This window comes from Pseudomonas sp. F1_0610, assembly GCF_047470865.1.
Lineage (GTDB): Bacteria > Pseudomonadota > Gammaproteobacteria > Pseudomonadales > Pseudomonadaceae > JAZDRH01.
The window spans coordinates 211620-231103 of the sequence record NZ_JAZDRH010000001.1 but is presented as its reverse complement, the minus strand read 5'-3'; the positions used below and the strand labels follow the sequence as shown (position 1 = coordinate 231103).

General features: G+C 41.4%; 22 protein-coding genes, 2 tRNA genes and 1 pseudogene. 5 read left to right on the top strand and 20 right to left on the bottom strand.

The window, feature by feature from the left end; translation table 11 throughout:
• Positions 1–14: 14 nt before the first annotated feature.
• The 8 genes from VQ643_RS01100 to VQ643_RS01065 all read right to left on the bottom strand — a co-directional run bounded on the left by VQ643_RS01100 (position 15) and on the right by VQ643_RS01065 (position 7379).
• Positions 15–479, bottom strand: a complete 465-nt coding sequence (locus VQ643_RS01100) for a Tfp pilus assembly protein FimT/FimU (RefSeq protein ID WP_414197390.1) — start codon at positions 477–479, stop codon at positions 15–17.
• 142 nt (positions 480–621) lie between these two features.
• Positions 622–1383, bottom strand: a complete 762-nt coding sequence (locus VQ643_RS01095) for a GNAT family N-acetyltransferase (protein WP_414197389.1) — start codon at positions 1381–1383, stop codon at positions 622–624.
• A gap of 19 nt (positions 1384–1402) precedes the next feature.
• The gene (locus VQ643_RS01090) at positions 1403–1888 is read right to left on the bottom strand and encodes a GNAT family N-acetyltransferase (RefSeq protein WP_414197387.1); all 486 of its coding nucleotides are present in this window, start codon (positions 1886–1888) and stop codon (positions 1403–1405) included.
• 67 nt (positions 1889–1955) lie between these two features.
• Entirely contained in the window at positions 1956–3602 is a 1647-nt protein-coding gene (locus tag VQ643_RS01085; RefSeq protein WP_414197386.1) for a fatty acid--CoA ligase, read from the bottom strand.
• 25 nt (positions 3603–3627) lie between these two features.
• On the bottom strand, positions 3628–4875 hold the full coding sequence (locus VQ643_RS01080) for an acyl-CoA dehydrogenase family protein (protein WP_414197385.1): 1248 nt from the start codon (positions 4873–4875) through the stop codon (positions 3628–3630).
• 9 nt (positions 4876–4884) lie between these two features.
• Entirely contained in the window at positions 4885–5649 is a 765-nt protein-coding gene (locus VQ643_RS01075; RefSeq protein ID WP_414197383.1) for an SDR family oxidoreductase, read from the bottom strand.
• Positions 5650–5669: 20 nt separating this feature from the next.
• Positions 5670–6686: a phosphotransferase family protein gene (locus VQ643_RS01070; RefSeq protein ID WP_414197382.1), complete on the bottom strand. Its 1017-nt coding sequence runs from the start codon at positions 6684–6686 to the stop codon at positions 5670–5672.
• 15 nt (positions 6687–6701) lie between these two features.
• Positions 6702–7379: a histidine phosphatase family protein gene (locus tag VQ643_RS01065; RefSeq protein ID WP_414197380.1), complete on the bottom strand. Its 678-nt coding sequence runs from the start codon at positions 7377–7379 to the stop codon at positions 6702–6704.
• A gap of 106 nt (positions 7380–7485) precedes the next feature.
• On the opposite strand from VQ643_RS01065, the gene VQ643_RS01060 reads away from it, so the two are divergent.
• The 3 genes and pseudogenes from VQ643_RS01060 to VQ643_RS01050 all read left to right on the top strand — a co-directional run.
• Positions 7486–8382: a LysR family transcriptional regulator gene (locus tag VQ643_RS01060; RefSeq protein ID WP_414197378.1), complete on the top strand. Its 897-nt coding sequence runs from the start codon at positions 7486–7488 to the stop codon at positions 8380–8382.
• A 39-nt stretch (positions 8383–8421) separates the two neighbouring features.
• Positions 8422–9135, top strand: a complete 714-nt coding sequence (locus VQ643_RS01055) for an SDR family NAD(P)-dependent oxidoreductase (RefSeq protein ID WP_414197377.1) — start codon at positions 8422–8424, stop codon at positions 9133–9135.
• A gap of 93 nt (positions 9136–9228) precedes the next feature.
• A pseudogene (locus VQ643_RS01050) lies at positions 9229–9476 on the top strand (IS30 family transposase); the annotation flags it as partial.
• A gap of 102 nt (positions 9477–9578) precedes the next feature.
• Here the strand turns inward: VQ643_RS01050 and VQ643_RS01045 are convergent.
• The 4 genes from VQ643_RS01045 to VQ643_RS01030 all read right to left on the bottom strand — a co-directional run bounded on the left by VQ643_RS01045 (position 9579) and on the right by VQ643_RS01030 (position 13054).
• Complete coding sequence (locus tag VQ643_RS01045) at positions 9579–10820, bottom strand: type II toxin-antitoxin system HipA family toxin (RefSeq protein WP_414197375.1); 1242 nt, start codon at positions 10818–10820, stop codon at positions 9579–9581.
• A gap of 3 nt (positions 10821–10823) precedes the next feature.
• A complete protein-coding gene (locus tag VQ643_RS01040) occupies positions 10824–11132 on the bottom strand; it encodes a helix-turn-helix domain-containing protein (RefSeq protein WP_414197373.1) in 309 nt (102 codons plus the stop codon).
• A 289-nt stretch (positions 11133–11421) separates the two neighbouring features.
• A complete protein-coding gene (locus VQ643_RS01035) occupies positions 11422–12702 on the bottom strand; it encodes an arsenic transporter (RefSeq protein ID WP_414197372.1) in 1281 nt (426 codons plus the stop codon).
• Positions 12703–12733: 31 nt separating this feature from the next.
• Complete coding sequence (locus tag VQ643_RS01030; RefSeq protein WP_414197370.1) at positions 12734–13054, bottom strand: metalloregulator ArsR/SmtB family transcription factor; 321 nt, start codon at positions 13052–13054, stop codon at positions 12734–12736.
• A gap of 109 nt (positions 13055–13163) precedes the next feature.
• On the opposite strand from VQ643_RS01030, the gene VQ643_RS01025 reads away from it, so the two are divergent.
• Complete coding sequence (locus tag VQ643_RS01025) at positions 13164–13709, top strand: copper chaperone PCu(A)C (RefSeq protein ID WP_414197369.1); 546 nt, start codon at positions 13164–13166, stop codon at positions 13707–13709.
• A gap of 68 nt (positions 13710–13777) precedes the next feature.
• Here the strand turns inward: VQ643_RS01025 and gorA are convergent, their stop codons facing one another.
• The 3 genes from gorA to VQ643_RS01010 form a co-directional block, all read right to left on the bottom strand.
• Positions 13778–15133, bottom strand: a complete 1356-nt coding sequence (gene gorA / locus VQ643_RS01020) for a glutathione-disulfide reductase (RefSeq protein ID WP_414197368.1) — start codon at positions 15131–15133, stop codon at positions 13778–13780.
• A 106-nt stretch (positions 15134–15239) separates the two neighbouring features.
• On the bottom strand, positions 15240–16067 hold the full coding sequence (gene galU / locus VQ643_RS01015; RefSeq protein WP_414197367.1) for a UTP--glucose-1-phosphate uridylyltransferase GalU: 828 nt from the start codon (positions 16065–16067) through the stop codon (positions 15240–15242).
• Between the two features lie 182 nt (positions 16068–16249).
• On the bottom strand, positions 16250–17128 hold the full coding sequence (locus tag VQ643_RS01010) for a LysR family transcriptional regulator (RefSeq protein ID WP_414197365.1): 879 nt from the start codon (positions 17126–17128) through the stop codon (positions 16250–16252).
• A 127-nt stretch (positions 17129–17255) separates the two neighbouring features.
• On the opposite strand from VQ643_RS01010, the gene VQ643_RS01005 reads away from it, so the two are divergent.
• The gene (locus VQ643_RS01005) at positions 17256–17648 is read left to right on the top strand and encodes a nuclear transport factor 2 family protein (protein ID WP_414197364.1); all 393 of its coding nucleotides are present in this window, start codon (positions 17256–17258) and stop codon (positions 17646–17648) included.
• 32 nt (positions 17649–17680) lie between these two features.
• Here the strand turns inward: VQ643_RS01005 and VQ643_RS01000 are convergent, their stop codons facing one another.
• From VQ643_RS01000 to VQ643_RS00980, 5 genes are all read right to left on the bottom strand, one after another.
• On the bottom strand, positions 17681–18208 hold the full coding sequence (locus VQ643_RS01000) for a hypothetical protein (protein ID WP_414197363.1): 528 nt from the start codon (positions 18206–18208) through the stop codon (positions 17681–17683).
• Between the two features lie 65 nt (positions 18209–18273).
• Complete coding sequence (locus tag VQ643_RS00995; protein ID WP_414197362.1) at positions 18274–18687, bottom strand: hypothetical protein; 414 nt, start codon at positions 18685–18687, stop codon at positions 18274–18276.
• Positions 18688–18743: 56 nt separating this feature from the next.
• Positions 18744–18834: transfer RNA gene (locus tag VQ643_RS00990), tRNA-Ser, on the bottom strand.
• 181 nt (positions 18835–19015) lie between these two features.
• Positions 19016–19106 (bottom strand) — tRNA-Ser (locus VQ643_RS00985).
• 110 nt (positions 19107–19216) lie between these two features.
• Positions 19217–19366 carry a hypothetical protein gene (locus VQ643_RS00980; RefSeq protein WP_414197361.1) on the bottom strand — a complete coding sequence of 50 codons (150 nt, stop codon included), beginning with the start codon at positions 19364–19366 and terminating at the stop codon, positions 19217–19219.
• Between the last annotated feature and the right edge of the window lie 118 nt (positions 19367–19484).

Sequence of the window (19484 nt, the reverse complement as noted above, 5' to 3'; positions counted from 1 at the left end):
AGATACCCTTCCTACTAGTTGCATATAGTTGCATTAGAATCTTCAACAGTAATAGAGGTGGTTGTTTTGAGTTGTAGTTTTTTGCCTATTTCACCACTGCAGATATGAATTGAAATAGAGCGACTCTCAATAACGCCTCTATTGTTTAAAATAAAACCTTGCTTATCAAAACGTATTTTGTTTTCAAAGTTGACTGGTTTGATATTAACGCCATCTAGTATTTCAACCTTTGCAATAATAGTATTATTGTAGTCTTTGCTTACCCACTCACGCCCTATAATGTCGATGCTAGCGGTTCGTCCTTGAACAATGGCGGTATTTCGTGTCTTTCTAATTAAATTCTCAATATTATCAGCCATGGCTTCTGCTTTATTTTTGCTAATAAAAGGATTTAAATTAGGAATAGCTATAGCTGCAATAATGCCAATTAGCACTACTACTATCATTACTTCAATTAGAGTGAAGCCGCGATTTTTCATGATTCTTTAGCCTTTCTTAGCCTTTAGAAAAGAGTACTACTACACAGTTTTACCTGCATGCTAAGCCTGATAGAAGGTGTGGTTAATAGGCTGAAAGGTTATTTAGCAACTAAAAAGGTGGGGCAAAGGGGGGGATGAGGCTCTATTGAGCCTCTTGATGCAAATATGAATGGTATTGAAATAGGCTTTTAAAGCCTAATTTTTGATAGATAGATAACCCTTGGTTGGAAGCATCTAAGTAACAATGTGTAACGCCTTTGGTTTGTGCAAAGCATAAGGCTTCTTCAATAAGACGACTGGCATAGCCTTTACCTTGCACTTTAGTTTGGGTTCCAATGTCATCTAAACGAGCAACTGTACCTTGAATAGATAAGGTTAACGCGCAGGCAGCTTGTTGTTGGGCAAACAAAACAAAATGATAGAACTGGCAATGCTGATCTAAGGCGCTTTGATGGGCAGCTTGGTATTGGCTGGTTATAGCATCCCCTTCTATAGCAAAAGCACTCGCTAATGGTTGTTTCCAGTTTAGCAAGTTTGTATTGGCTTCAATACGAATATCAGCATTTGGCGCAAATTTTAGTTTTGCTCGCTGCTGTAAAATTAATCCCATTGCGCTAGTACAGCAGTCAAAAACGAGTGCCTGTTGCTTGATAGCTTGTTGTAGTGCTTCTGAGAGTGCACTTTCTTCAATAGCTGTAATATAGGATTGCTGAGCCTGATTAAAAAAATCGGCAGCTTTTATGAGGCCTTTCTCTGTAGCTCCTTGATGTAGAAAAAGAAAATTGAAAAATGGGGTATTAATCGGGCTTAAAAAACAGTGTGCATGAGCTGATGGATGGTAAGTTTGCTTGCTAATACTGCTCCAAAAGTAAGTTTCTGCGGCATAAAAATCGGATTTATTCATAATATTTCGCGGGTTAATTTTAATGATGGGATGACGATGAGTGCAGCATTTCTACATGTGGCAGGTTATCTTCTAAATACTCTGCAGATACCACTGTAAAACCAAAGGATTGATAAAACGGAATAAGGTAGGTCTGCGCACTGATCTTAATAGATGCTTGTGGCTGGTTTGAGTGAATAAGGTTAAGTGCTTCTTTCATTAATAAGCGCCCTAGCCCATCACGACGAAAATCTGGATGCACGCAGACTCGGCCGATGGCTGTGTGTTCAAAACTGATACCTGCTGGAAGAATTCGTGCATAAGCGACTATTTGGTTATCAACTGCTGCCCATAAGTGCTGGGCGCTACGGTCTTTGCAGTCAATATCTAAATAAGGGCAGTTCTGCTCAACAATAAAGACCTGATTGCGTAGTTGCAATAGATTATACAGCTCTCCTGTGGAGAGTTGAGAAAACGCCTGGCAATGCCAAATTAAAGATAAGTCAGTATTGGTGTTGATGTTCATAAGCAGTCATGCAGTTGTTTTCAAAGAGTAACACTATATCTGAAAACAACTGCAGTGGTGCTGAATATTAAGAGGCTAATTGCTGACGTATTAGTTTTTTATCTATTTTGCCCACACTGGTTTTAGGAATATCAGTGACGATTTCAATACGCTTAGGAATCCACCATTTATTAATTTTTCCACTTTCAACGTAGCTTTGTAGAAAATTAATAATGTTTTCTGGTGTAGTAGTTTGCTGGGGTTTTAAAACTACTAAGGCGCATGGCCGTTCTCCCCAAGCGTCATCAGTAATAGCGACTACAGCAACGCTTTGTATGGCTGGGTGTTGGCTAATTAAATTCTCTAAGTCCAATGAGGATATCCATTCCCCCCCTGTTTTTATTACGTCTTTTAGGCGATCTTGAATAAATAAGTAGCCTCTTTGATCGATATAACCAATATCTCCAGTGTGTAGCCAGCCGTGCTGCCAAAGCTCTGTGCTTTTTTCAGTATCTTGATAATAGCCTTGCGTTAACCAAGGTGAGCGTACAACAACTTCACCAACTTCTTGTCCATTTTGCGCTAGCAAATTGCCCTGTTCGTCCATTAAGCCAACTTCCACCATAGGTGCTGCTACCCCAGTAGCGCAGCGCCAGTGCAGGCTTTCTTCAGTAGAATATTGGCGCATTTGTTGATCTAAATGAGCAAATGTAATCAGAGGACAGGTTTCAGACATGCCATAAGCAGAGTAAACATCAATGCCTTTTTCTAAGGCACGCTTTGCTAAACCTTGAGTTAAAGCGCTGCCGCCAATGACGACTTTCCAGTTTGATAAATCTAGTTGCTCGGCAGCTGGATTATCAATAATCATCTGTAACAAGGTAGGCACGCAGTGGGAAAATGTAACCTTTTCAGTGACTAGCAATTTAGCCAGCATATTTGGTTCGTAGCGGCCAGGATAAACCTGTTGACATCCCAGCATAGTGGCCGCATAGGGCACTCCCCATGCATGTACGTGAAACATTGGTGTAATGGGCATATAGACTGAGCTGGAGTTCAGCATAGGAAAGCCTGCAAAAGCAGACATGCTGTTAACTAAGTTCATACTGTGTAGCACTAATTGGCGATGACTAAAATAAACCCCTTTAGGATTGCCCGTGGTGCCTGTGGTAAAAAATAAAGTGGCTATAGAGTTTTCGTCAAAGTCAGCAAAGTCATAAGTAGTGCTAGCTTGCGCCAGCAGTGACTCATATTCCCCTATCTTCGTTGTTAATGAACAGTCTGCTGGGTGAGTATTATCTGTTAATTGGATACAGGTTTTTAGGCTGGGAAGCTGCGTTTCAAGTGCGCTCAATAGTGGGAGAAAATCATCATGTACGAGCACCGCTTTGTCTTCTGCTTTACGCATGGTATAGAGAATTTGTTCTGGTGATAGGCGAATATTGACATGATGCAAGACAGCGCCAATCATTGGGATGGCAAAGTAGCACTCTAAATACCTATGACTATCCCAGTCCATAACCGCTACAACATCACCAGCACCTATGCCAGCCGCTGTTAAGCTGTTGGCTAAGCGACAGACACGCTCATATAAGGTACAGTAGTCATAGCGTACAAGGTCGCGATAGACAATTTGATGATTAGGCTCAAATCGTTTAACGCCCATCAGTAAACGCTTAATAAGTAACGGATAAGCATAAGCTGAATGATTTTCAGGTAATAACATTGTGCGCATTGATTAATCCCTTTAGCTATTGTTGTTATATCTTGCGTTGCACTAAATAAGCACTGCTTTGGCCTAAATGTTCTTTAGCGTGCTTGATTTCCATACGGGCAATACTACGCAAATGAACTTGGTCAGGGCCATCCGCCAAACGTAGCGCTCGCGCATTCACCCATAGGTCTGCTAGTGGCGTATCTGGACTTAACCCCATGGCGCCAAAACATTGAATAGCACGATCAATGACCTTTTCTTGCATGCTAGGTACTATGGCTTTAATCATGGCAATTTCTTTGGCGGCTGCTTTCGCGCCGTATTGATCAATCATCCAAGCAGCTTTTAAAACCAGTAAGCGAGCTTGTTCTATTTCCATGCGCGACTGGGCTATCCATTGGCTAATAACACCATGTTGATAGAGTTGTTGTTTAAAGGCTTTGCGCTCAATAGCACGTTCTGTCATTAACTTAAGTGCCAGCTCTGCTGCGCCTATGCTGCGCATGCAATGGTGAATTCGCCCTGGGCCTAAGCGCGCTTGTGCTAACGCAAAACCTGAACCTTCTTTGCCTAATAGATTGGCGGCAGGAACACGAACATTACGAAAAACAACCTCATTGTGCCCCTCTGGCGAAAGGTGATTCATCACTTTAATATTGCGCACTATTTCAATACCCGCTGTATTTGCAGGAACAAGAATCATACTTTGCTGTTGGTGCACCTCTGCATTAGGATCGGTTTTGCCCATGACAATAAATAGTTGGCAATTAGGATGGGAGGCATTGGTAATGAACCATTTTCGCCCGTTAATCACATAGTCATCAGCGTCTTTTTGAATTAGCGTTTGGATATTGGTTGCATCAGATGAGCAGACATCAGGCTCTGTCATAGCAAAGGCAGAGCGAATATCGCCATTTAACAGTGGCACTAGCCATTGTTGACGTTGTTCTGCTGAGGCAAATAGATGTAAAAGCTCCATGTTGCCAGTATCTGGCGCGTTACAGTTAAAGACTTCCGCTGCCCAAGGAACAGCCCCCATGATTTCTGCTAAAGGTGCATACTCAAGGTTGCTTAAGCGCGTACCTGGCTCATTTTCCTTTAAGTCGGGCAAAAATAGGTTCCATAAGCCTTCTGCTTTGGCAAGGTTCTTTAAGTCCTGCATAAAGGAAACAGGATAATGCCCAGCCTCAACTTCAGTTTGCCACGCAGCCAGACGAGGTACTATATGTTGTTGCATAAAATCAGTTAAACGCTGCTGTAGTGTTAAGGCGCGTTCCGTAAAAGCAAAGTTCATAGCGACTCCTTAAAGGCTGTAACCGCCATCGACAACAATACAAGCACCTGTTGTGTAGCTAGAAGCATCTGAGGCTAGATACAACGCAGTACCTGCCATTTCTTCAGGTTCGGCATGACGATGCATAGGAATTTCATTGACTAATTGTTTGTACATGGCTTCATGCTGAAACAGCATGCCTGCTAGTTTGGTATTGGTTAAGCCTGGTAAAATAGCATTAACCCTAATACCTAAAGGAGCGCACTCTTTTGCAAAGGCTTTAGTCATACTCACGACTGCTGCCTTGGTAATAGAGTAAATGCCCTGTGTGATGCCGGGTTTAATGGCATTAACAGAGGCAGTGTTAATGATCACACCTTGTTTTTGCGAGCGCATAATCTGCCCAGCCTTAGCAGACATAAAAAAGTAGCCACGAAAATTGACTTCAACTGTTTTTTCGTAAGCGGCTAAGTCAGTATCTAGAATGTGCCCAAAATACGGATTGGTTCCTGCGTTGTTGAGCAAAATATCCAGACGAGAATGCTTGGTTTTAATATGTTCAAATAAGGCTTCAATGGCTGCCATATCGCCAACATGGCAAGCAAAGGCTTCCGCCTGACCGCCTTGTTCACGAATAGATTGCGCCACAGCTTCGCAGTCAGCTTGTTTTCTGCTGGAAACAATAACATAAGCACCTTGCTGGGCGAATAAGGTGGCGATTGCCTGACCTATACCACGACTGGCACCTGTAATTAAGGCTATTTTTCCAGATAAATCAAATAATTGAGTTGTCATAATAAGTGTTTCCTTTATCTTTATTCTTCTAAGCTAGCGAGCGCCATTTGAGCTAATTTAGGCGCTATTTTGCCAACCAATAAGGCTTCTTTATTTGAGGCATTACCCTGTAACGCACGTTTTAATACGCCTTGCACAATGGCTGTTAAACGAAAGAAGCTAAAGGCTAAGTAAAACTGCCAATGTTGAATTTCAGTAATATGGCGAGCGGCACAATAAAGCTGTTTCAGTTGTTCCTCTGTGGGAATACCTAAAGCTGCTCGGTCAACGTTTGCTAAACCTTTATAGGGACCAATTGAAGGAAGTCGTAAACACATGCAGAAATACGCAAGATCAGCTAAAGGATGGCCTAAGGTTGCTAGCTCCCAATCTAAAACCGCTTTAATCGCTATCCCTTCTTTGGCAAAAATTAAGTTGTCTAAGCGGTAGTCACCATGGATTAAGCTAACTTGTCCATCATCTTCGGGTAAGTTATTTTCCAGCCAAGTCATTAGCTGTTCAATTACTGGCTGCGGTTCTGTTTCACTGGCTCGATATTGTTTTATCCAACGTTCTAGCTGGCGTTGGAAGTAGTTTCCAGCTTTACCAAACTCCGTCAGTCCGGCTGCTTTTAGGTCCAGATTATGAATGTTGGCTAATACCTGTATGATTTTTTGATACACCTCTGGGCGTTGTGCAGCTGTAAATTCTGGTAAGGCAGGATCCCAGAAAATTTGCCCATCTACATAACTCATCAGATAGAACATACTGCCAATAATGCTCTCGTCATCACAGAGTAGTAACGCTTCGGGTACAGGTACTTGGCTTTGGCTCAGTGCTTTGATAACAGTAAATTCACGATCTACAGCATGTGCTGATGGCAATAGGTTGCCTGCTGGTTTGCGTCTCAGTACAAATTGCTGGCTTTGAGTGCGAACTAAAAAGGTAGGGTTAGATTGTCCACCTGAGAATTTTTTGTACTCTACTGGTAATGTAAAACCCGCCAGATTCTCTTGTAGGTAGGCATTTAAGTTAGTTTCATTAAGTGAAGAAGACATAAGGCATCCTTAGTGTTAACTGTGAGTCAGCGCACTGATACGCTGTGGATGTTCTAGATGGCTGATATGGTTGAAACGAATTAACTGCATCTCAGATCCCCTACTGTAAAACTCGCTTACCGCAGTATTAGCCAACTGTAAATTTAACTTCATTGCTTGCGTGGGCGTTAAGCCCAACAGGGTTTGCAACCAAACGGCAATCACGCCACCAGAAGAAATCACTAACACTTTTTTGGCGTTATCTGCCTTTTGCATAATGAGATTGCGTGCACTAGTGACTTGCAAGGCAAATTGGCTAAAGCTAGGGGCTGTTGTATGGCTAAGTTGATCTTTAGCCCACGCCACAATAGCTGAGCGTAATAAGCGGAACTGATCTTTTGAGGTTAGCTGTTGTATGCTTTCTTTATGGCCAATACTTTGCTGATAGCACTGAATAACCTGATGGAAGTTATATTCGTTAAGTTCTGGCACACAATACGCGCTGTCTTTATGTTCTAAGTGAGCTTGAATAATGCGGCAAGTTTCTTGTTGTCGAACTAGGGTGCCACAGTAAATTTGATCAAAACAAACACCTAGGTTTTTCCAATGCTGTGCTAAATAGAGCGCTTGTTGCTCACCTAATGGAGAAAGCTGGTCATAATTACATGAGTTTAATTGTGCTTGAGCATGCCTCACTAAATAAATATGCGCCATGCGGGTGCCCTTTCATTGTTGTTAGTTTTAGGCTAAAACTTAAATTTGTATTTAGCTAATTTATTATGCGAATATTTAACTATTAATTTTATGAATAGTCGGTGCTATGCAACTGAGTAAAATAGATCTTAATTTGCTTGTGGTGTTTGAAGCTATTTACAGCCAAAACAGCATTACTAAAGCCAGCGAAGTGCTGTATTTATCTCAGCCAGCAGTGAGCAATGCGTTAAATAGATTACGTGCACTCTGTGATGATCCATTATTTACTCGTGCAGCCCAGCAAATGCAGCCAACAGCCAAAGCGCAGGCTATGATTGGTCCTGTTCGTCAAGCGTTAGCCCTAATAAAAACTAGCTTTAACGAACCGAGTCTTTTTGAGCCAGCCTCTACAGAACGCGAATTTCGATTAAGCATGGCTGATGTGACAGAGGCTATTATGCTCCCAGCATTAATGCAGGCGCTAAATGAGCAAGCTCCCAAGGTACAATTGACCTGCTATCCGGTTGAGCGAGACGATTTATTACGCGAAATGGCTGGCAATAAGCTAGACCTCGCCATTGATGTGCCTCAGATGCAACATGCTCAGCTTAAGTCAATGCCCTTATTGCAAGACCACTATGTATGTGTCCTGCGGCCGAACCACCCTGCTTTACAGGCACCGTTTGATTTGGCCAGCTACTTATCGCTTAAACATTTACATATTTCCAGTCGCAAGCAAGGGCTGGGGCATATTGACTTGCAGTTGCAGCGTTTAGGGTTACAACGCAATATTGCGTTGCGCTCGCGTCATTATATGTTGGTGCGTTCGCTATTATTAGCAACAGACTTTGCAGTATCTGTTCCCAGCCGCTTAGCTAAACAGCTTGACTTGGCCATTCTGCCTTTGCCTTTTTATGTTCCTGAACTTTCCTTGAGTCTTTACTGGCATGAACGAGCGACTAAAGATGCCAGCATCATTTGGTTAAAGAAAATAATGCAAGGATTAGTTGCTAATAAAGTTTAACTCTAGCAGTATCAAAATTTTATGCTTGAGCAGAAATATATGAGCAAAACCTATGTTGTATATGGTGTAAGTAAAGGGCTTGGGCGTGCCATTATTGAGTCTGTCCCTCTTCCTCAAGATATCGTTTTTGGCGTTTCGCGTTCAGAGCCAAAAACCTTAAAGCGTAAATTTGAGTGGATCCAAGCTGATCTTAGTGCACCTCAACATGCAGTAACAGTAGTAACTCAGGCAGTAGCACAGCAGCCTGTTGACTATGTTATTTATAATGTTGGGATTTGGGAAGCGCTCGCCTTTAGTGATGAATACTCCTTTGCTGGCTCTAGTGTTACTGAAATTACTACATTGATTAATACTAATATTACATCCTGTATTTTACAGTTACAGGCATTAGTAAATAACCTTAAGCTAAGTGCTAATGCTAAGGTTATTTTGATTGGCTCAACTTGGGGGCTAGACAATCATAAAGGGCCTGAAGTGGCTTTTTCTGCTAGTAAGCATGCGTTACGTGGTGTGGTGCATGCGTTACGCGAAACCTTACGGCCACTAAATATTGGCATCAGCCTTTTAAACTTGGGTTACTTAGCAACCGAATTTGATTTAAGCCATAGCCCTGAAGATGTCATTGAACAAAGTCAGGGGCAATTAATTCCGTTGCAGGACGTCTTATTAGCGATTCGCTTTATCCTTGCCACCAGCACAGCTAGTTGTGTCAAGGAAATTGATATGCCTGCTATGCAAGATATCAACGTCTAGCCTTAGTGGATAATCCATGCTAGGGCTAATAGGCGGATGACTAGCACTGGCGTGGTAAGAATAATGACTGCTGTTTAGTGCTGCACTGAATTGAGCATGATCTATGATCAAGGACGGGAAATGGCTCATTATGCAAAAATCACCCCAAAAAACGGGGGTAGCCATTTATTTTTGCGCCCCCCACAGCCCTTGGCAGTGCGCTAGTAATGAAAATATTAATGGGCTGATCTGTCGGCACTTACCAAAGGCACAGATCTTTTTGTATCTAGTCAAAAAAACGTAATGAAGTTGCGTTGTCACTCAACGCAAGACCCAGAAAAGGGTTCGGTTTTAGGTGTTGAAGTTATGCAAAAAGAAAACAGCAGATGAGCAATAATGGGGCCGCATCAATTCATTAAACCTGTTGCGCTCAGGTTTTGAATCCGCCCCTTATATCTTGTGTCTTAACTCAACAACCCAATATTCTGACCGATCTTTTCTTTAATCATATCAGCGGTCACCTTTAACACGGCATACTTCCCATTGGACAATTCACCTAATCGGCTTTTAATGACCGCAATCATAGTATCAATCGCTACTGCGCTTTTTTTGATATCCAAACCTGAGTTTTTAGCCAAATTAATGAGATGTTCACGTTTGATTTTAAAGGCTTCACCTTCTACATCCATTTGGTGATAGCCATTCAGCCCAGGATTATAGGTTAGATCATATGCAGGTGATAACGCCCATTCGCCATTTTGATTCATCAAATACGAAAAGTTTTTCGTATGATCATCACGATTATTCATACACACATTAAACACACAATATTTAAATGCCTTTTCAACCTCTTGTTCGTTTCTCGTCATAAATCTCGTCATGCGCAAATAGGTGCCATAACTACAATTGGGAATACGAAAATTGGCATGCAATGCACCTGCCAAACTGTGCATTGGAATTCGTGTGCCATTTGAGCGATCAAAACGCTTTGTACCAATGGCTGTGATCTTATTATTCACATGAAAGACTTTGGATTCAGGCACAGGCAAGCCACAGAATTCAGCAGTATCTAGGTAAAACTTCTCTATTTCACAGACTTCAATGGCTTCATCCTGCGCATTAAACTTCACTAACCATGGTTCACCACCATTAATGGGCTTATTACTCATCTGCTCCGTTTCGGGATTATAATAGACTTGTGATTTAGGTCTTGCGCCTTGTGGTGATCCACCAATTACAACCAAGGTTGCTAGTACATCCACATCTTGGCCAATCTGCACGGCTGCCATTTGCTTAGCAATATCTGCTAAACTCATTTCCTGCACTGCCATAATCACATCAGAACTTGGTCGATACGTAAATGCCCCCATGGTTTGATCACCCAAGCATGCTAGGCGCTCTAATGGATTAATTTGCTCAGGTTTTTTTCCAAATTCTTTTTTAAAAAAACGATCCATCAGCAATAATCCCCAGCCATCGGGCAAGCTATCCGCAAATAATCCTGGCAACTGAAATTGAAAAGATGGAAAGTCTGTAAATGCTTGGGCTTGTAATGGCAAGCAATTAGGTGAAAACTCTATATTGCGCTTTAATGCTTCTTTGGAATATTCAAACAGGGTTTGACGGCCATTGGATACCAAATCACCCAAATGCCAATCTTCACCCCAGCCATTATAATAAGTACTGATTTTATATAAGTTTTGCATGCATTATTTCCTTGGCTTTGAAGCTCTTTGGCGCGGCTCAGGAGTATTCAACGCTTCAAATTCCTGAATGGATAGATTTTTTTTAGCCAAAATATCAGCTAAATCATTCACAAAACCCAATGCCGTCAATACACGAATGAATACACTTAAGCTTGATCCTTCACCTTTTTCCAAGCGTTGAAGTGTAGCAACACCAACACCAGCTCTTTTGGCCAAGTCAGCCTGAGTAATATTTTTCTGTATTCTCTGCTGAGCTATTCTTTTACCAAGCTCCTGAGAAATTTCTGCTTCTGTAGCAAAGTTAAAGCGCATTACTCACCAAAATAAAATATCATATTTGATTTATTATACCTATAATTATCCAATAAAGCATCATATATGGCATATAAATTAAAATCTAAAATGCATCAATGCAGGATTGCATACGTATTTATTTTGGATTCTTCTAAAGTTATTTTCTCTCGTACCTCTCTCTATTGAATAAAGCAAGACTTACGCTTGAAGTATCAAAATTGGCCATGCGCTTTATCCTCGCCGCCAGCACTACTAGTTGTGTCAAGGAAGTTGATATGTCTGCTATGTAAGATGTCAACGTCTAACCTTAGCGGATAATCCATGCTAGGGCTAATAAGCTGATGGCGAGCACTGGCGTGGTAAGAACAATGCCTACTTTCATGTAGTACCCCCAGCTAATATGAATTTGCTTGCGCTGTAAAATATGCAACCAAAGTAAGGTCGCCAAGCTGCCGATGGGGGTAAATTTAGTGCCCAAATCACTGCCTATGACGTTAGCGTAGATCATGGTTTCACGTACAACACCTTCAGCATGACTAGCATCAATAGCTAAAGCGCCTATTAACACACTGGGTAGGTTATTCATGACCGAGGATAAAGCCGCTGTAAGAAAGCCTGTGCCTAAACTGACAAGCCAAATATCTTGAGTAGCTAATTGATTGAGTAATTGCGCCAAATAATCGGTTAGTCCTGCATTTCTTAAGCCATAAACCACTAAATACATGCCTAATGAAAAAATCACTATGTGCCAAGGTGCACTGGTTAAAATAGGCTTTAATGCGATTTTATTTTGGCGTTTGACTATCACCACTAATACTACAGTGGCTAAGGCTACCAATAGGCTAATGGGCACACCTAGTGGCTCTATGACAAAAAAAGCGAGTAACAAGAAGCATAAAACAGCAATGCCTGCGATGAAACTAATAGGGTCGTTAATGGCTTCTTTGGGGGCTTTTAGTTGTTGTAAGGCATAGCTGTGTGGTAGATCTTTTCGGTAAAACACATATAAAACTAATAAGCTAGATAGCACAGCCACCGCATTCACAGGCAACATTATGTGTGCGTACTGACTAAAATTAAGCTTAAAAAAATCAGCTGACACAATATTGGTTAGGTTAGACACTATAAGTGCGGTACTTGCGGTATCTGCAATAAAGCCTGCCGCCATAACAAAGGCTAGTGTTGTGCTGGGACTAAAGCCTAGAGCATATAAAATGGCGATCACAATAGGCGTTAAAATTAAAGCGGCACCATCATTGGCAAAAAGTGCTGAAACCACAGCTCCAAGCAAAATAATATAGATAAATAAGCGATGGGCATGCCCTTTACCCCAGCGCGCCACATGTAATGCGGCCCATTCAAACAAACCCGCCTCATCCATTAACGCGCTGATGATGATAATACCAATAAAGGTAAGTGTAGCATTCCAGATTAACGCCCAAACTACAGGAATATCTGCTACTTGAATGACACCCGCTAGCAAGGCAACCACAGCTCCTACGCTAGCGGTAATACCAATATTTAATTGGCGTGGTTGCCATATCACTAAACTGATGGTGATTAAAAAAATACTACTCGCCAGCCACATACATAATGCTCTTTAATCAATGAATTTATTGTTAGCAGTTATCTAGATTGAGATTGCTTAACAATTGTGTAATAAGTGTTTGCTCTACTAAGTAAGCCTGCTCTACTATCTGTTGCGCCCACTCAGGTAGCGCTGTATTGCGCTGGTAATACACCCACTTGCCTCTTTTAGTATCAATCACTAGCTGTTGCTCTTTAAGTAAAGCTAAGTGACGTGAGACTTTAGGCTGAGATAAGCCTAAGCTGTTGGCTAAATCACACACACAAATTTCCGTTCTATGTTGTAACATCAATACAATGGTAAGCCGTGTGGTGTCAGCCAGAGCTTTAAATAAACTTAATGGTGTTAGCATTTGAATATCATATCTGAAAAAACATATATGTATACTATGCTGCCCTATGTCGCATGTAAAGCCTTACCTGCGCATGCTATGTTTTAATTTTCAATCAAGGAGCAGATCTGTGCGTTCATTATTCTTTCTAGGTTCTCTTGTTACTTCAGCGCTTCTTCCCTTTACAGTACAGGCTGCAGATAACCCTCATGCAGGTCATCAAATGCCTATGGCACATTATGATCATGCTACAGCCTCTACTAATAACATGCATGTTATGCAAGGTTGGTCCCGCGCTTTACCGCCTACAGCTAAGACTGGTGCGGCATTTTTAATGCTACATAATATGGGCGCTGAGGCTGATCGTTTAATTGCCCTTGAGTCACCTATCGCTAAGGTTACAGAGCTGCATACACATATCCATGAAAATGGTGTGATGAAAATGACCAAACTTGATGATTTGATTATCAAAGCTGGTGAAATGGTAATCTTTGAGCCAAGTGGGTATCACCTAATGCTGATTGACCTAAACAAAGCCTTAGTGGAAGGGGAAACTTTTCCAGTAACACTTACCTTTGAAAAGGCAGGCCAGATTGAGCTTGAAGTAACAATCAAAAGCCCTGATAGTAAAGCCGATAGCGCTGGCGCTATGGATCACTCACAGATGCATCACTAGTAGTCTTATCCTAAATGCAGGGCAAATCTTATAGCTAACAAAGGGCGATTTAATCGCCCTTTTTATTTTTAAGTGCGTTCAGTGCGCATAGTAACAAATTCTTCCGCTGAGCTTGGGTGAATGCCTACTGTTTGGTCGAATATCGCTTTTGTCGCACCTGCTTTTAAGGCAATGGCTAGGCCTTGGATAATTTCAGCGGCTTCTGGACCCACCATATGACAACCTAACACCTTGTCGCTCGCTTTATCTACAATGAGTTTCATGTAGATGCGCTCTTGTAACGCGCTTAGACTAAGCTTCATTGGGCGAAAACGACTTTCAAAAATAGCGACGTCAAAGCCTTGTGCACGGGCTTGTTCCTCGGTTAAGCCGACAGTAGAGATATTGGGTAAGGTGAAGACTGCGGTAGGAATCAGTTGGTAGTCAACCGGTTGATACTGCTCAGGCTTGAATAGGTGGCGAGCTACAGCCATTCCCTCAGCAAGGGCAACAGGTGTTAGTTGCACGCGCCCAATGACATCACCCATGGCGTAAACATTAGGCTGCGATGTTTGATAATGCGGATTAACTTGAATATAGCCACGCTTATCCAGAGCCACGCCTGCAGCTTCAATATTCAGGTTATCTAGCATAGGTTTACGCCCAGTAGCATAGAAAACACTATTGGTTGTAATGCTTTGCCCGTCATCTAGTTGTGCTACAAACTGGTTATTTGCACGTTTCTCAATGGCTTTGATAGTGCTATTAAAACGAAGTTGAATGCCTTGGGCTTCAAAGCTTTGTTTAAGGTGCTCGCGCACATCATTATCGAAGCCTTTAAGGAATAAATCTCCCCTATAAATAACTTCAACTTCTGATCCTAAGCCTTTGAATATTGAAGCAAACTCAAGTGCAATATAGCCACCACCTACAATCACAATATGCTTTGGCTGTTCGGGAAGATAGAAGACTTCATTGGAGCTGATTGCATGTTCTTTGCCAGGAATGTCCGGCACAAAAGGCCAGCCACCAACGGTGATTAAAATATGTTTTGCGCTATAGACAGTGCCGTTTACTTCAACATGCTGGGCATCGACAAAGCGTGCATGCCCTTCTAGCAAAGTGACACCACTGTTGACCAATAAGTTTTTATAAATGCCATTCAGGCGCTGAATTTCGGTGTTTTTATTGTTGATTAATTTGGTCCAATCAAACGACTTAGCTGTGAGTTCCCAGCCAAAGCTTTGCGCAATAGAGGGTTCATCATGAAAGCTAGCGGCATAACTTAAGAGTTTTTTCGGTACACAACCGACATTGACGCAAGTGCCCCCCAAATAGCGACTTTCTGCTACAGCCACTTTAGCGCCAAAGCTGGCAGCAAAACGAGAGGCGCGAACACCACCAGAGCCTGCTCCAATAACAAATAAATCAAAGTCGTAGGTCATGACTATGCTCTCTTTTTATAAACTAGAAATAAATACAGCCTAACATAAACTCGATTAAGGCTATTTTAGTGCTTAAGAAAAAGGTGCGATAAACGCACCTTTTAACTCACTTTTTATGGAAGTTTTCGTAACAATAGTTAGTAGCTTCGATATAGCCTTCGGTCATGCCGCAGTCAAAACGACGGCCTTTAAATTTATAGGCTAACACACAGCCTTGCTGCGCTTGTTTCATGAGAGCATCTGTGATTTGTATTTCACCACCCTTGCCAGGCTCGGTCTGCTCAATTAAATCAAAAATATCAGGGGTTAAAATATAACGACCGATAATAGCTAAGTTAGAGGGCGCATCTTCAGGTGCTGGCTTTTCAACCATAGTATTTACACGATAAATATCATCACGAATCATTTGCCCATCAATCACACCGTATTTAGAGGTCTGATCGCGTGGCACTTCTTGAATAGCGACAATGGAGCAGCGAAATTGGTTGTAGAGTTTGACCATTTGCTCTAACACGCCATCCTCATCTGGGTTTAAACACAGATCGTCAGCCAGCACTACGGCAAAAGGCTCATCACCAATTAATGGGCGACCTGAAAGAATCGCATGACCTAAGCCTTTCATCTCAACTTGGCGGGTATAGGAAAAAGTCGCATTCTGCATAATCTGACGAATGCCTGTTAAATACTGTTCTTTATCCGTACCTTGGATTTGACTTTCTAGCTCATAGCTAATATCAAAATGATCTTCAATGGCACGCTTATTACGTCCCGTCACAATAGCAATATCTTTAATGCCTGCTTCTAAGGCTTCTTCCACGCCATATTGAATTAATGGTTTATTAACAATGGGAAGCATCTCTTTTGGCATGGCTTTAGTCGCTGGCAGAAAACGCGTACCGTAGCCAGCCGCTGGGAAAAGACATTTTTTGATCATGACGAAAAAACCTTACAAATAAAAATAATCTTAGTTTAGCAGGAGTTAGTCTAAAGCTCAGCAGCTTTTGGCAGCTGTTTTCAGTTGCAGCACACTAAAGCCCGATGAGTTACGCATAGGCATTTAAAACGCTATTTATTTAAGTGCAAAACAAAGCCCCATAGGTTATAAAAATAGTCTACTTAAAGATTAATGTTTTGCTTTAAGTAATCAATAAAGACTCTTGTTTTTAAAGGAATATGGTCTGTGTTAGGAAAGACCAATTGGATATTTTGCCGTGGCAGTTGATACTCAGGCAAAAGACGTATTAACTGCCCTTGTTCAAGTTCTTCTTTAACCATCCAGTCAGGGCAAATACTAATGCCTAGCCCTGCTTTCACCATTTGTACTATGGCGCTAATAGAGTTGGAACTCGCTTTAATATGTTTAGGATGCAAGTTTTCAGCAGCTAAGCTAGGATGCTGCAACCACCACGCGTGCATATCAACAAGGCTGTGTTCAATCCAAGGAGCAGCTAGTACTTGGCCTACTGTTGTTAGCTCTTTAAAGTGCGGGGATGCAATTAAGTAAATAGCATAACTACCTAAACGCCGCGCTTTTAAAGTGCTATCAGGTAAGTTACCTAAGCGAATGGCTAAATCCAATTGATCACTAATGAGATCATTTAAAGTAGAGTTCACCTTATATTCAAGGCTAAGCTTTGGATAACGCTGCACAAAATCACTCAATAAAGGCAAAATGAAGCGCTCACCAAATTCCTGAGTGGCAGTAAAGCGCAGCCTGCCTGTAATCTCTTGTGTTTCAAGCTGTATATCATCTAGTGTTTGCTCAATGCTTGCATGAATACGCTTAAAACGCTGATAAAACCTATTACCTATTTCAGTGACTGCTATTTTGCGTGTGCTACGTACTAATAGCTGCACATTGAGTTGTTCTTCTAGCTGTTTAATCTGAATACTAATCATGGCTCGACTTAAATTCAGAATCGCGGCTGCCTTTGTGAAAGAGCCCGTTTCTACGACCTGGATAAATGTCTGCGTAAGCTTTAAATCTGGGAGCATAGATAAGCATTGTTAAATTAAATTTAACAACCATGTTAATACCCTTGTATCGCTAAGCCAAACTTATTTTTTTAAGCTAGAAGTTTGGAGATTGCTATGACCTCCCCTCCTTGAGTAATAAAAAACCATGAAAACGACGCAACAAATCGCTATACAAAGCATTGATCTTTTACATCATTGGATTGCAGATGTGTTTACCACAGCCAGCGCCAACGCTTTAGAAAAACTGAGTGAACACTTTACTGAGGATTTTTCAATGCGCACCATGAGTGGGAGCCTGCTTAATTATGCGCAAGTGATGTCTTTTTTTAGACAGCAACAAGGAAAAAAACCAAGTTTAACCATTGAAATTGAGTCAATAGAGGTTATTACTGAACACCCAGACTATGTTTGGATTGCTTATCAAGAAAGGCAATTTGAACGAAGCAGCACAACACTGCGCGGCTCTATCGCCTGTATTAAGATCAATCAAGATAGTTGGCAATGGAAGTATCTGCAAGAAACCCCAATACCTTTATAAGTCACTCAGTAATGGATTATATTCGTATTAGACTAGTTTAATGTGCCTTTTGCGCGTTCTAATGATTCAATATCCAGTTTGCTCATAGGCACATTAAAGCGCTCAATCGCCTCTTGGCAGCCAGCCGTGAGCAACATGCTTTTAATATCAGTATGGTTATGCTTTCTAGGCGGAATACAGACTAAGGTTCCAGAGCCTTGATCCGATAAATAGCGAATAACAGCATGGTTTAATTGGCGTCTTTTACTAAGTAACGCAAAAGCGAAAGGCTCATCTACTGTATGGGCATTAGTGACACTGTAGGCGATTGCATCAATGAAGTGCTCGTCGGCTTCATCACCTGTAGCCATATCAAAATAGGCTTTTTCATATTCCAGCTGTAGCGTATCCTGCCCTTTGTTCAAGGCTAATTCTTTATCTAAAAACGCACACTCAGCACAAAAACTAAAGGTTATTTGATAGCCATCTTTCTCGTAGCTTTCAATGTGATTATTTTCAGCAATAGCATAAGTATGAATACTTAAACTGAGTAATAAAGAAAAACTAATTTGCTTTAGCATGTTCTTTCCTTAAATAGCGTTAGCTGGACCATCGCCTTCATACTAACATCAAGCATAATGACTGCTTAAAGAGTATAAAAATAAATAGCCGTTTCTGACTTAGAGTAGCTTACCCTTTCCTCATCCATAAACACTGGATACAGCTTATCTTTTTCAATACACAAATACTTGTTGTGATTATCAATATCTAAAAAAGCAGTGACTTGCATGCGAATACAGGCGTAACAAAGGCCATTTAGAATACTTAAGCTATCTTCATAGCGAGACAGATTAAGCATTAAGCGTGCATCTCCTGATAGATCTGCAACTTGGCACCATAAACGGATTCCACTCCAATCGGCTATTGAAGGGAGTTCTTCATCTTGCTGCTGAGAAATAAGAATGTGGCAACTGGGTAGGTTAAAAACAAGCTCAAGAAATTGACAGATGCGTCTTTTAGATAATGCTTCTTTTACTAAAATCTGCCTCAAACCAAGCATAGCCACTTTCCTTTGGACATAAAAAAGCCCAGCATATTAGCTGGGCTTTTTGTAGATGGCGGAGGAGGTGAGATTCGAACTCACGGTAGGGTATTAGCCTACGACGGTTTTCAAGACCGTTGCATTCAACCGCTCTGCCACTCCTCCGTAATGTGGGCGACATTCTACAAGAATTTGTAAGCATGTCAATCACTTAATGCTACTAATCTGAGTAAAAGGAAAAGCTTTCGAATTTATGCTAGAGCTACGGAAACATGGTTAAGTGTATTTTTTAATTAAAAAGCGCTAGGCATAAAAAAGCCCAGCATGTTAGCTGGGCTTTTGCAGATGGCGGAGGAGGTGAGATTCGAACTCACGGTAGGGTATTAGCCTACGACGGTTTTCAAGACCGTTGCATTCAACCGCTCTGCCACTCCTCCGTAATGTGGGCGACATTCTACAAGATTTCTGAGTACTGTCAAATACTTATTTGTTTTTTCTGAATTTTTAAATTTAGAATAAAATCAGTAGTTTGCCGCCCTACTTTGGCTTAACAACAAGAATGCTTAGAGGGGCTCGTTTCTTGTTGTTGATTCCAACTTTTGATCACTAATTGCTGATCGGTTTTCACATGGCTGCTTAACCAGTGAGTGACATTATCTATCCAATGTTGTGCTTTTTTAATAATTAAAGTTTGCATAATAAATCTCCTTTTTACTTCTCGGCATCTCGCCGATAACTCGCTTTGTCTTTTTATACTTTTCTATAGGAACAAAGTGAACGACTGCATATAATAGCAAAAAGCCATACTTAAAGCA

Coding starts and splice junctions, on each gene's coding strand:
- VQ643_RS01100 (WP_414197390.1), bottom strand. CDS start 479: ATGAAAAATCGCGGCTTCACTCTAATTGAAGTAATGATAGTAGTAGTG.
- VQ643_RS01095 (WP_414197389.1), bottom strand. CDS start 1,383: ATGAATAAATCCGATTTTTATGCCGCAGAAACTTACTTTTGGAGCAGT.
- VQ643_RS01090 (WP_414197387.1), bottom strand. CDS start 1,888: ATGAACATCAACACCAATACTGACTTATCTTTAATTTGGCATTGCCAG.
- VQ643_RS01085 (WP_414197386.1), bottom strand. CDS start 3,602: ATGCGCACAATGTTATTACCTGAAAATCATTCAGCTTATGCTTATCCG.
- VQ643_RS01080 (WP_414197385.1), bottom strand. CDS start 4,875: ATGAACTTTGCTTTTACGGAACGCGCCTTAACACTACAGCAGCGTTTA.
- VQ643_RS01075 (WP_414197383.1), bottom strand. CDS start 5,649: ATGACAACTCAATTATTTGATTTATCTGGAAAAATAGCCTTAATTACA.
- VQ643_RS01070 (WP_414197382.1), bottom strand. CDS start 6,686: ATGTCTTCTTCACTTAATGAAACTAACTTAAATGCCTACCTACAAGAG.
- VQ643_RS01065 (WP_414197380.1), bottom strand. CDS start 7,379: ATGGCGCATATTTATTTAGTGAGGCATGCTCAAGCACAATTAAACTCA.
- VQ643_RS01060 (WP_414197378.1), top strand. CDS start 7,486: ATGCAACTGAGTAAAATAGATCTTAATTTGCTTGTGGTGTTTGAAGCT.
- VQ643_RS01055 (WP_414197377.1), top strand. CDS start 8,422: ATGAGCAAAACCTATGTTGTATATGGTGTAAGTAAAGGGCTTGGGCGT.
- VQ643_RS01045 (WP_414197375.1), bottom strand. CDS start 10,820: ATGCAAAACTTATATAAAATCAGTACTTATTATAATGGCTGGGGTGAA.
- VQ643_RS01040 (WP_414197373.1), bottom strand. CDS start 11,132: ATGCGCTTTAACTTTGCTACAGAAGCAGAAATTTCTCAGGAGCTTGGT.
- VQ643_RS01035 (WP_414197372.1), bottom strand. CDS start 12,702: ATGTGGCTGGCGAGTAGTATTTTTTTAATCACCATCAGTTTAGTGATA.
- VQ643_RS01030 (WP_414197370.1), bottom strand. CDS start 13,054: ATGCTAACACCATTAAGTTTATTTAAAGCTCTGGCTGACACCACACGG.
- gorA (WP_414197368.1), bottom strand. CDS start 15,133: ATGACCTACGACTTTGATTTATTTGTTATTGGAGCAGGCTCTGGTGGT.
- galU (WP_414197367.1), bottom strand. CDS start 16,067: ATGATCAAAAAATGTCTTTTCCCAGCGGCTGGCTACGGTACGCGTTTT.
- VQ643_RS01010 (WP_414197365.1), bottom strand. CDS start 17,128: ATGCTCCCAGATTTAAAGCTTACGCAGACATTTATCCAGGTCGTAGAA.
- VQ643_RS01005 (WP_414197364.1), top strand. CDS start 17,256: ATGAAAACGACGCAACAAATCGCTATACAAAGCATTGATCTTTTACAT.
- VQ643_RS01000 (WP_414197363.1), bottom strand. CDS start 18,208: ATGCTAAAGCAAATTAGTTTTTCTTTATTACTCAGTTTAAGTATTCAT.
- VQ643_RS00995 (WP_414197362.1), bottom strand. CDS start 18,687: ATGCTTGGTTTGAGGCAGATTTTAGTAAAAGAAGCATTATCTAAAAGA.
- VQ643_RS00980 (WP_414197361.1), bottom strand. CDS start 19,366: ATGCAAACTTTAATTATTAAAAAAGCACAACATTGGATAGATAATGTC.